11 protein-coding genes are annotated in these 11050 nt (G+C 37.3%); all 11 read left to right on the top strand.

Annotated elements, in window-relative coordinates:
- Nucleotides 1-66: 66 nt before the first annotated feature.
- The 11 genes from I2F89_RS14645 (at nucleotide 67) to I2F89_RS14595 (ending at nucleotide 10801) form a co-directional block, all read left to right on the top strand.
- Nucleotides 67-2346: a WxL domain-containing protein gene (locus tag I2F89_RS14645; protein WP_195514565.1), complete on the top strand. Its 2280-nt coding sequence runs from the start codon at nucleotides 67-69 to the stop codon at nucleotides 2344-2346.
- 14 nt (nucleotides 2347-2360) lie between these two features.
- Entirely contained in the window at nucleotides 2361-2711 is a 351-nt protein-coding gene (locus I2F89_RS14640; RefSeq protein ID WP_195514564.1) for an LPXTG cell wall anchor domain-containing protein, read from the top strand.
- The gene (locus I2F89_RS14635) at nucleotides 2701-3507 is read left to right on the top strand and encodes a WxL domain-containing protein (RefSeq protein WP_195514563.1); all 807 of its coding nucleotides are present in this window, start codon (nucleotides 2701-2703) and stop codon (nucleotides 3505-3507) included. Before I2F89_RS14640 ends, I2F89_RS14635 begins: the two co-directional genes overlap by 11 nt.
- A 71-nt stretch (nucleotides 3508-3578) precedes the next feature.
- On the top strand, nucleotides 3579-4346 hold the full coding sequence (locus I2F89_RS14630) for a WxL domain-containing protein (protein WP_108145537.1): 768 nt from the start codon (nucleotides 3579-3581) through the stop codon (nucleotides 4344-4346).
- Nucleotides 4347-4443: 97 nt separating this feature from the next.
- Nucleotides 4444-5520, top strand: coding sequence for a DUF916 and DUF3324 domain-containing protein (locus I2F89_RS14625; protein WP_229078149.1), 1077 nt, complete (start codon nucleotides 4444-4446; stop codon nucleotides 5518-5520).
- A gap of 35 nt (nucleotides 5521-5555) precedes the next feature.
- Nucleotides 5556-6038 (top strand): hypothetical protein, encoded by a 483-nt coding sequence (locus tag I2F89_RS14620; protein WP_195514562.1) that lies wholly within the window; start codon nucleotides 5556-5558, stop codon nucleotides 6036-6038.
- Nucleotides 6039-6142: 104 nt separating this feature from the next.
- Nucleotides 6143-6523, top strand: coding sequence for a DUF7006 family protein (locus I2F89_RS14615; protein WP_195514561.1), 381 nt, complete (start codon nucleotides 6143-6145; stop codon nucleotides 6521-6523).
- 702 nt (nucleotides 6524-7225) lie between these two features.
- Nucleotides 7226-7831 carry a protein adenylyltransferase Fic gene (fic, locus tag I2F89_RS14610; protein ID WP_023520620.1) on the top strand — a complete coding sequence of 202 codons (606 nt, stop codon included), beginning with the start codon at nucleotides 7226-7228 and terminating at the stop codon, nucleotides 7829-7831.
- Between the two features lie 15 nt (nucleotides 7832-7846).
- Entirely contained in the window at nucleotides 7847-8422 is a 576-nt protein-coding gene (locus I2F89_RS14605) for a recombinase family protein (protein ID WP_002300096.1), read from the top strand.
- Nucleotides 8423-8581: 159 nt separating this feature from the next.
- Nucleotides 8582-8785 carry a hypothetical protein gene (locus tag I2F89_RS14600; RefSeq protein WP_010734340.1) on the top strand — a complete coding sequence of 68 codons (204 nt, stop codon included), beginning with the start codon at nucleotides 8582-8584 and terminating at the stop codon, nucleotides 8783-8785.
- Nucleotides 8786-9334: 549 nt separating this feature from the next.
- Nucleotides 9335-10801, top strand: a complete 1467-nt coding sequence (locus I2F89_RS14595; RefSeq protein WP_074802078.1) for a helix-turn-helix domain-containing protein — start codon at nucleotides 9335-9337, stop codon at nucleotides 10799-10801.
- The last annotated feature ends 249 nt before the right edge of the window (nucleotides 10802-11050 follow it).

Below are 11050 nucleotides of genomic sequence, written 5' to 3'. Positions count from 1 at the left end.
AAAAACGAAGGATATTGAGAGCGGAGGGAAATTCAATTTTATATTTTTTTGAGAAAGGAGAATTAAATGAGAAGGAGAATATGTCAGGTGTTGACTGTACTAAGCGTTTCCAGTTTGACGCTTAGTTCCCTAGGAGGGTCACGTCTTGTTTATGGAGAAACACTACAGTCCTCCCAAATGCAAAGACAAGAAGTGGGAAATATTGAGACTACAGATGAGACAGATCCATTGTTAGACACTGGTGAGACAAAGAGATTAACAGAATATGAGGAGAAACAGAACGACCAGTCTAGTCAAGTAGAAGAAGAGTTAGCTACAGGCTCATCTTTTTCTATGTATAATCTTGACCCAATCCCTTTTCCACCGAACACTGATCTAACAGCGACATCTATCGATAGTTTCCCTAAACTAATTCGATTAGATAATTCCGGGCAAATCGTATCGGGGTTTGAATTTCTTCCTCAATCAGAAACATATCTGGTAAATCAAGGTTCATCAGCTACATTTTTAAACGATAGGCGTATTACGAATTCAGCAGCGGAAGGAAACGGCACTGTATTTCGAGTGGGAGATATAATTAGATTTGAAAACGTTGGAATAGGTGCAAATGATCGCCCATTTCATGCCATCTATGAAGTACTCCGACAAGGCAATAATTTAGCTGTTCATGCTCAAGGATTTAGTAGTTCTAATGTAGGGAGTGGTCCGCGTAGAAGTGCAGTGTTTCTTGTACACTTCGAATATGCAGATGGAAGTCCAGTAGAAGGCAGTATAGCTATGAGTCTGGGAGGAACAGCAAACCCTACACTAACGACATTGGAAGAAAATATGTATGCTGTTGCCACGTCATCGAATGTTCCTAGATGGGGACAAATTGATCCTTCTGTATTATCAGCTAGAATCAATATGGGAACCATGAATGTCTTCATTCCTGCAGAACCACATGTTCAAGCATGGTCTGCTTTTAATATTAGCTCCGTAAGCTTGTTTCAGCAACATGGCCCAGAATTAGATGTTTTTTACAATGAATTAGATGTGATTGGCGACATAGAAGAAGAGGCATTTGTTAGTCGATACAAAGTATCCCAAAGAATTCCTTCAGCTTCGAGACCTGGTGATAGACTTAATATTCAAGTAGATAATCCAGATATTTTGAAAGCATCGGATGCACAAATTCTTTCTGTTAAGGATGATACAGGAACCGACTTGAGTGAGGTGGTAACTGTCACCCAAACGGCGGAACAGCTTACCTTTGGTATCGATGACGAGGCGTTATCTTCACTTCGAGGGAAAACAATTGACATCGAACTAGAATATCCGATTGATAAGGAAAAAAGTCCATCTGACTTCTTAGTTGGTGATTATTTAGAAGTTGACCTAGAAGTTTCCAATAGTCAGAGCAGTACAATTGCGACAGGTACTGCTAAAACATGGGCTCGTCCATGGGGTGATCCAGTCCCTCAGGAAGTAGGTCAAGGACTATCTACAGCTGATTTGGATCCGAAAGAGCTTGTTGAAAACTTAGCGAATAAGTTGGTAGGCGACGAACCATTTGTTGTTGGCTTTTCTGAAGAAAAAACGTTTGATACACTTGGCGATACGACGGTAGATGTCATTATCGAATCACAAATTAGCGGGATTCAAAATACAATAGCCGTGCCAGTGAAAGTGATTGAAGCCGATGTGGTGCTGACGGTTGAATTTATGAATGAAATCAACCAACTTTTATCGGACTATACGGTGGTCATGGATGGAAAAATTGGGGATGTCGTGGATTTAACGACTGAACCTTTGGTTCTTGAACAAATGCAGGCATTAGATCAGGCAGGGTATGAGATTGTGACACGACCGGAGAATGAATCTTCTTTTACCTTAACCCAAACAGAAATGATTGCTCGCTATCAAGTCACCGGCCTGCTGCGGTTAACTTCTGCGCCAAGTGCATTGGATTTTGGTTCATTGACGTATAATGCCAGAACCCAACGGGTAGAAAAACCAACCTTTGATCAAGAAAAGGAACCACTGCTTGTGACAGATACACGAGCGAGTGCGGACAGTGGCTGGACGATGATGGCTACCTTGTCTTCGCCACTAGTCAACGAAGACGATCAGGAGCTATTCAACGCGCTACGGTATGTTTTTGAAGGCGAAGAAACCATCTTAGATACCAATGCTTTAATTGTTCATCGTCAAAATGATGCTCAACGATTGTTTAATGTTTCAGACACTTGGGGAGACACCCGAGGTAGTGATGGACTAAAACTACAGATCGGTGCCCGTGATGTCGTGCATACCGGGAATTACCAAGGGACTATCACTTGGACGCTCATGGCAGGACAACCATAGGAGGGGCAAATCAGATGAAAAATATACGTATGATACGAAAAACAATCTTTGCTGCTTTGGTGGTCCTTGCCTTGTTCTTTGTACCTTTGACTATGGTTCATGGGGAGACCACAGAATCTGTGGGTGGGCAGGTGACGACCGAAGGTCGAATTACATTTGTTTTAGAAGAAACCACTGGGGGGTCTAAGCCTGATTTTCCTGGTGGAGGAGAGACGGCGAAGCCTCCAGGAGGAGGCAGGTTGCCCCAAACGGGCTCTTTAGTCACAAACATTGGCCCGTGGTTGCTGGGAATTCTGATCTTATTCCTGCTCCTTCTTTATTGGAAGAAACGCCAACAGGAGGAGGAACAAGTCGATGAGAAATAAGAAAGTGATTCAACGTGTAACCAAACTGGTCGCGGGCGTCTCCATTGGATTTTTGTGGCCAGTAACCATTCAAGCGTCTAGTTTAGACGTAGATTCTACCGGGCGAGTGACAGTCCAACAAGGAGAAGCACAACCCGTTGATCCCGAAAATCCCGCAAACCCTGGAGATCCGGGAGAAGGTCCTTCAACGAAGGGGGCACTGCGGTTTGATTATGTGTCTTCACTTGATTTTGGAGAAGTGGTTATCTCACCTACGAACCGAGAATACCCTGCTTTAGCGCAACAGTTTAAAGAACCAGCGATTGGCCCGAGAGGGAGTTTTATTCAACTGTCGGATCATCGAACCACATCAACCGGTTGGACGTTACAGGTCAAACAAGAACAAGCCTTTACCCATGAATCCACTGAACATGGCAAGAACCAACTGACTGGGGCAACCTTGTCCTTAGACAAAGTTTGGGCCAATAATCATGGCACCAGTACTGCCCCAAGTGTGACGCGAGATCCGATTACGTTAGACAGTATCGGAACAGCTCAAACGATTGCGACGAGTGAAGCCGGAACTGGGCGTGGGGTATGGACGATCGCCTTTGGAGGTAGCAAACAAGCACCCGTGACGATCGGCAATACCTTGATCCCGGTAAAAGATGCCCAAGGAAACCCAGTCTTAGATGAATGGTCAGGAAAACCTGCTTACCATAATCATGCGATTACGTTATCAGTTCCAGATGGAACACCAATTGTGCCGGCGGAATACCAAACAACCCTTACGTGGATTTTAGCGGCATTACCTTAATTTTGTAATAATCATGAACCGAAGTTTCGTGTTATTAAATATAAACAACCATATTTTAGGAGGAAACAAAAATGAAATTACGTACATTCTCATCTGCTGCAATTATTGCGGCCATTGCTTTAGGAAGTGTGATCCCCGCAACCTCTGCCTTTGCGGACGAAAAAGACTTAGATTCTGTAGGAAGTGTTCGCGTCTTAGAAGACGATGGAACAGAAGAGCCAACGGGACCGATTGACCCAGAAAAACCAGATACAGAACTACCTATAGTAACATGGCCAGAGGTAAACCCAAACCCAGATCGTGGTCCGTTGATGATTGAAAATGTCACCAACTTAGAGTTTGGCGAAATCATGACTTCTGCCAACCGTGTTGAAAAACATGCAGAAGCAGTACAAATTTCTGATGGGACAGAACGTGGGAATTTTGTGCAATGGCGTGATACACGTGCCGGTGGTACATTCGGTTACGAGTTACAAGCAAAGTTAACACAACAATTTACCGGTGTGGAATCAGATACCAATGTCTTGACAGGATCAACGATTGACTTTGCGAATGGCTTTATGGAGGCAGATGTTCGTGATGGTGAAAATGAGAACCCAGCACCAACGGTTACTAACAATGCGTTTACATTGGCTTACGGCGATGCTGCAGAAACGGTCGTTACTGCGAATGAAGAAAACCGTGAAGGGAAAGGGCGTTACATTATGGCTTTTGGCGACAGTCGTGAAGAAACGGCTGGGACATCCGTGAAGCTATCCGTTCCAGCAAATACCGCAACGAATATGGCTCTTGATGACTATGAAGCGATCGTGACATGGAGTTTGGTTGCGGCACCATAGGAATGCACAGTAAAGTAAAAGCAACACCAGAGGAAAACCGTTCAATGGTTTTCCTCCTCGTACATAATCGATGAAGAAAAAGTAAGGAGAGCTAACGATGAAGATGAAGAAAAAAACAACGATTTTAACAAAAATGATCGCCTTCCTTCTTGTGATAGGAACAATCATTTCAATTCAGAGTCCAGTGGTTATGGCAGATGAAACACCCAGTAGTGCGACAGGGTTTACGTATGGGTTAACGTTTCCGGACAGTCAGGTTCAAGATGATCTAGGATACTATCATCTGACTCTTTCCTCAGGACAAAAAGAAGAGCTAGTGATTACATTGAACAACCCATCCACTGAGTCCATTGAAGTAGAGGTGGGATTGAATGGCGCCAAAACCAATCAAAATGGGGTTATTGAATATGGAGATACAGATATTGACAATGATCCTTCCTTGAAGGTTCCGTTTGAAGACGTGGTCAATAGTCCCGATTCTATCACATTAGAAGCTGGAGAGACAAAACAGCTCACGATTGAGGTCACGATGCCAGAAGAACCGGTAGAAGGGTTAATTGCCGGGGGGATTCAGTTGATGAGAAAAGACCAGGGATCAGAGGCTGAAACCGAAGGTTCCATGGTGATCAATCAATATGCATACGTGATTGCGGTCTTATTGCAGGAACAGCCTGTGACAATCTTACCTGATTTGGCATTGAATAAAGTCTTTGCGGACCAAAGTAACTATCGAAATACAGTATTTATCGATTTTTCGAACGTTGAGGCTAACTATTTAAATGATATGACTGTAGAAACAAAGATTCGAGCAAAAGGACAAGAAGCGATTTTATTCGAACGAGTAAAAAGCGATATGCGGATGGCACCCAATAGCTTTATCCAGTTTCCTGTAAGTATGAATGGGGAGCCAATGGTTCCTGGGCTCTATTCGGCACACACAATCGTTACGTCAGGTGAGCAGCGCTGGGAGTGGGACGAAGACTTTGAGATTACCGCAGAAAACGCGAAACTGTTTAATGAGCGGGATGTGGAATTAGTTCAAGAAGACGGACGAAATTGGTGGTTACTTGTGCTCATTCTTCTCGTCATTCTCTTCCTTGGCTTTGGGGCGTATATTTTATGGAAAAAAAGAAACGAACAGGCAGAAGAAACTGAGGAGCATCAAGAAAAGTAGGTTCAATCGTACAGGCAAAAAAAGGGGGGACCCGTATGGGCAACAAAACAAAACAATCCTTCTGGAAAGGCTGGCTGCTTCTTTTCGTGGTCGTCCTTGGCGTTATTGGTACAGGTAGCTATTTTTATGGGACACAAAGCCAACCATTGTCGGAAGAAGATGTGCCGTTAGTGATCAAGGGCCATGACTTGTTAGTAGAAGTTGAGGAGCAATTTGTTTTAGCAAAAGAACAACCTGGACAAGTATCCAAAGACTACTGGGAACAGCTGGTTTCTTTATTGGCAAGTTATCGGATGAATAGGGCTGATCCTGAAAATAGTCAAGAGGGGCAGCAGCTACTCAATCGTTATTATACGAGTCTCCAACAATTAGGAGAAAATGCAGGTACGATCTCTTCTATTTTAGAAAATCCAGAGCAGATTGACAGGTATTTACGAGAAATCAGTCGGGCAAAAGAGCACCAACAAGCGATCTTTTTCTACTATCGAATCAATGAAGAGGCATTACAGCAAAAGTAAAACCGATTTTCCGATGTGAGAAACTATGTACAAAAACAGTTAATCAAGGAATCACCGGTTTATACCAGTAGAGTCCATGGCTTGGAGAAAGGAGCTACCTATGTATGATGGAATTAAAAAATGTGCAGACCGCAGAAGAATACTTAAGTTATTATGAAGAAGCAATTGAGTGGACACAAGTAGTCAAAACTTTTCCAAAAACCTATGCGTTATATCAAGATCTAGGGGAACAATTCCGTAAGGAATATCACCAAACTTCCAACAAATTTTTTCATTCACTACGCAAGCTGTTAGAAATCGATGCGCAGCTTCAGATTTTGACTCAAGTCTTTCAACGAGATTTTGATTGGCGCTTTTTAATGGAAGATGAGGATCTTGTTGAAATGGTTATCCACGATAAGCAAAGTTTTTATCGTGAAAATGTGGGATTAAGAACCACTGATCAAGTACCATGGGGATTGATGTATTTGAGTGAACAAAACTAAATCAAAAAACAAACGCTTAAAATTCAAATAGAAAAGAGAGGTAAGACATAGTTATTCGATATCTTGTCTTTTATTTGATCAATGCTCAAATAAATCAGTAGTCACCAATAGAACTGATAAAGAAATAATAACTGAAAAATTAAGGGGAAAATACATTAAGTTTTTTGTTTTTCTACTATATATAATAGTAGAACTTAACTTTTGTATTGTTTTACAGAAAATTGGAAATTTGTGGGCGATAGCCTATCTAGAAATTTATGCCTAGTTGAAAAGCGAAGTTTTTGAATTTCAAAGGAATTTTTTGAAAGGTAAGGAAGTTTCTTCTATCAGTAGAGAACAGCGGAGTATTCTCTGTTGGTCTATTTGCCGATTGGAATATATAAACCGTTCTTGGCGATCAGATATGTTGAGCAAATTAGATTTCAAAAAAATGTATATGATTAAATTGTTGATAAGAGTGTTCAGAAAATGATAGTTTCTGAACGCTCTTTTTTTGGATCAAATTCCTATGGAAATTATTCTATATCATGTATAGAAACCTGTAACAAAATCATTGTCTAGAAAAAAGAGGCGGCGATAAGTTTTAGAACAATTCATTTAGGGGTCAGAAACTTAATAGTTTTTGACACATGGTTAAATTCGCGATATAATAGGCTTGAGAGTGTTTCATAAACTTATGTCATAAAGTTAAGGGGATTTTGCATGATTTTAGAGAATAAATTGGGTTTAACCAATCAAGTTGAGTTGGCAAAAGCAGAAGAAAAACTTAGCAAGCAAAAAGCGAAGGAATTATACGATTCGGGGAAAATAAATGAAATCGAAGTCGGCACGTTTAAAGGCTTATCTGAAATTCATGATTTTCTCTTTTCAGAAATCTACGATTTTGCAGGAAAAATTCGAACGGTCAATATCGCAAAAGGAAATTTTCGATTTGCACCGGTCATGTACCTGGAACATTCGTTAAAGCATGTTGATCAAATGCCGCAAACTTCTTTTGACGAGATTATTAAAAAATACGTAGAAATGAATATCGCTCACCCGTTTCGTGAAGGAAATGGACGAAGCACTAGAATTTGGCTGGATCTCATTTTGAAAGAAGAATTGCAAAAAGTTGTCGACTGGAACTTAATCGATAAAGCAGACTATCTTTCCGCAATGGAGCGCAGTCCAATAAATGACTTAGAAATACGCTATTTAATTTCTAACGCTCTGACTGATAAAATTGACGATCGCGAGTTATATATGAAAGGAATCGATGTCAGCTATTTTTATGAAGGATACTCTGAGTATACGATAGATGATTTGTAAGAGCAGGTGGGTTAAATGACAAAATATGGCTATGCACGTGTCTCAACTGCTTCTCAAAGTACAAAGGAGCAGATCCAACAGCTGCTTGAGAACGGTGTTGAGAAGAAGAATATTTTTTCTGAAAAATTTACAGGTACGAAACGAGATCGACCAAAGTTTAATCAGCTGTTGGCTGGTCTGAAGCCTGGAGACGAAATCGTTGTTACGAAACTTGATCGATTCGCCCGTAATACAAGAGAAGCACTAGAGATTATTGAACCTTTACTCGATGATAATGTCACGATTAAGGTATTGAATCTTGGAACGATCGAAAATACGTCAATGGGTCGAATGGTTACACGCACGTTGTTGAGTGTAGCTGAAATGGAACGTGATATGATTGTAGAACGTACTCAGGAAGGGAAATTGTTTGCGAAAAAGAATAATCCTAATTTTAAAGAGGGACGTCCGAAAGCAACAATTACACCAAAGAAGAGGCACGCATATGAATTGATTACTTCCGGTAAATCGTACAAAGAAGTGGAAGCCATAACGGGGTTCAGTCGTAGCACGCTTTTTAGAATTAAGAAACAAATAGAAGCGAGTGAGTAGAAGATTTATAAAATGAATATAAAAATCTCTTTCAAATCAAACAGATCGTTGTTTATACGAGCATTCTAAGATCAAGTTCACTTTTTGAGATGTATCAGTGGCCAAACAAAGCGTTATACTAGCTACGAATAGAGATATTTTTAGAGAGGAATGAAGTAAATGAAAGAACAACAATTAGGCTATACTTTTTGGGGACGTCCATTATATGGATTAGAACGAAGAACGGCTGTATCGATCGATTGTGCTTGCGGTGAGCTGATTCAGCAAAATATTCAAACGAAACAATATCATTGTAAAAATTGTGGGAATTGTTACCAATTCATTGATCAAGACTTCCAATTGCTAAACGAAAAAAACAAGTAGGTGTATGATAGTCAGACAGTTGTCTGGCTATTTTTCTGTTTAGAGAAGATCCTCGTTGTAAACACGAATGTATGTTTCCGTAACGTGAAGGAAGATAGGAGAACAACTGTCATTTTTATGTTTAAATGGAACAAATTTTTCTAATTATTTGTCGTTTAAATATAAAAATGACAATGATCGGCTAGTGTCTATTTAGGGTAAACTCTAATAATACACATAAGTAATATTATACTAATAAAAAGTATAGTAGCTTATAGATAATTATTTGAGATTATTTAATGATTTTATTTGGTATGTATATTACGTATAACTAAATCTGGATTAAAAAAAGCTTTATTAAATTCTTTTATATGCTATGACTAAACTTTTTTTATTGAATTAAATAATATTAAGAATAGTATAAGTCTAAGAGTTACTTTGAGATAACTAAATAGAAAATATATATTATAATAAAATTATTAAATAATCGTATTATTATTTTCAATTTACAACAAATAGATTTATAAGTTACAAGAGTAAAGTTCTAATGATGAGTTGGGGGAGTATACAATGAAGGAATTTCAGTTAGAATTTTTAAGTAATAAAAAAAATAAGCGTTGGTTAACTATATTAAATTTTTTAGAACTATCTGAAGTAATTTCTTCAACGGATTTATCGAAAGCCATAGGAGTTGCAGAAAGAACAATAATATTAGATGTAAATCAAATAAAAAATGAAATTTCAAAATACTCAGAAATTACTTCATTTCATACGGGATATACTCTAAAAATAAAAAATATGGAGAAATACTTATCTTTTAAGAAAGAGCTATTGAGTCAGGAACCGTTGTTTATCATTTTAGAAAATATTTTTTATAGTAATCTTTATTCTATTGATGAATGGTCCGATAAATTATATATTTCTAAAACAACATTAGTGAGATATTTAACTAAAGTAGAGGATATTTTTACTAAATATAAGCTTTCAATACAATATAACCCCTTGAATTTTGTCGGTTCGGAAGTAAATATACGTAAATTTTTTGTAGATTTCTACTATATTTCTAATTATACTCCTCATACTGTCTTTCCAGATTTGAAGGTAGTAGAACTTGCAGAAACTTTATTTAAAAATGAAAAATTTCAAAATAATACTTCTATTACTTCTTTAGAGCTTGCATATTATATATATATATCGATTGAAAGATCCTTGCAAGGTCATATTGTTTCATTGTCAAAAGAAAGTAATAAGATATATATCAATAATAATAACAATGAATTTGAAAAATTAGATAGGTATGTGTATATGGTCTATAATCACCAATTACCTGTCGATGAGTTAGCTTATATTTATTATCTATATATTAGTAACCGAACGACAAATCAATCAAAAGAATTAGAATTCTGTCATCAATTTTCAAGTTATTTTCAAATAGATAGTTTAGTAAAAAAAATTTTTAATGACCAAAGAATATTTAGTGAAAACAAGCAACTAGATTTTATTTTTCTAACCTCATTTTTTACGTCTGTCAAAATAAAACATTTATTGTCATCAGTCTATTTGATGAATATAACTGATCATACTACAGATAGTATAAATTATAATTTAGTAGCGTATGAAAATTTATATCCGTACGTTCAACTAGTACTTAAAAAATTGAAAATAGACATTTATAAAGAGGATATTGTTAGTAATTTTTTAAGATTAAGACAAACGCTGAGAGATATATATGTAAAGAAACAAAAAAATATCGTGTTTTTACTAGAAGGTGATACGTTTATTAGACAAAACATTAAAGCAAAAGCAACTAAATATTTTTCATTTCATAATTTATTTTTTATAGATAAAATGTATTTTGAAAATTTTATGGAATCTAATTACATCGACATAGTCGTTACCAATTACAGTGAATATTTTGAAAATATATCGACAAAAAAATATATATTATTTAATACAATACCTAATATTAATGATTGGGAGACTTTATTAATTGAAATTAGCTCAAAAGAAGATCTTGAATTTCTTCTAAAAAAATAAAATTCTTTTAGAAAATAGTTTTAGTAGGTAAATGTAAGGAATCTTATCAATAATCAGTCTGAGAGAAAACCGTCTCAGGTGGATTCTTTGAATAAAAATTGTATTGGTAGAAAACAAGATTTTTTCTACCAATACTACATATTAAATAAATAAAACCGTAATTATCATACATGCCTGATAATTACGGTTTTATTTGTGAATTATTTATAGTTATTCTAATTAAGAAGATTAAGAAGTTAATTAAAATTA

It is taken from the genome of Enterococcus sp. 1001283B150225_161107_E12 (assembly GCF_015556925.1).
In the GTDB taxonomy this organism is placed as follows: Bacteria; Bacillota; Bacilli; order Lactobacillales; family Enterococcaceae; genus Enterococcus_B; species Enterococcus_B mundtii.
This window is presented reverse-complemented; position numbering and strand designations above follow the sequence as displayed.

What these genes read in the sequence shown, in the direction of transcription:
- I2F89_RS14645 (WP_195514565.1), top strand. Translation starts at nt 67, where the DNA reads ATGAGAAGGAGAATATGTCAGGTGTTGACTGTACTAAGCGTTTCCAGT.
- I2F89_RS14640 (WP_195514564.1), top strand. Translation starts at nt 2,361, where the DNA reads ATGAAAAATATACGTATGATACGAAAAACAATCTTTGCTGCTTTGGTG.
- I2F89_RS14635 (WP_195514563.1), top strand. Translation starts at nt 2,701, where the DNA reads ATGAGAAATAAGAAAGTGATTCAACGTGTAACCAAACTGGTCGCGGGC.
- I2F89_RS14630 (WP_108145537.1), top strand. Translation starts at nt 3,579, where the DNA reads ATGAAATTACGTACATTCTCATCTGCTGCAATTATTGCGGCCATTGCT.
- I2F89_RS14625 (WP_229078149.1), top strand. Translation starts at nt 4,444, where the DNA reads ATGAAGATGAAGAAAAAAACAACGATTTTAACAAAAATGATCGCCTTC.
- I2F89_RS14620 (WP_195514562.1), top strand. Translation starts at nt 5,556, where the DNA reads ATGGGCAACAAAACAAAACAATCCTTCTGGAAAGGCTGGCTGCTTCTT.
- I2F89_RS14615 (WP_195514561.1), top strand. Translation starts at nt 6,143, where the DNA reads ATGATGGAATTAAAAAATGTGCAGACCGCAGAAGAATACTTAAGTTAT.
- fic (WP_023520620.1), top strand. Translation starts at nt 7,226, where the DNA reads ATGATTTTAGAGAATAAATTGGGTTTAACCAATCAAGTTGAGTTGGCA.
- I2F89_RS14605 (WP_002300096.1), top strand. Translation starts at nt 7,847, where the DNA reads ATGACAAAATATGGCTATGCACGTGTCTCAACTGCTTCTCAAAGTACA.
- I2F89_RS14600 (WP_010734340.1), top strand. Translation starts at nt 8,582, where the DNA reads ATGAAAGAACAACAATTAGGCTATACTTTTTGGGGACGTCCATTATAT.
- I2F89_RS14595 (WP_074802078.1), top strand. Translation starts at nt 9,335, where the DNA reads ATGAAGGAATTTCAGTTAGAATTTTTAAGTAATAAAAAAAATAAGCGT.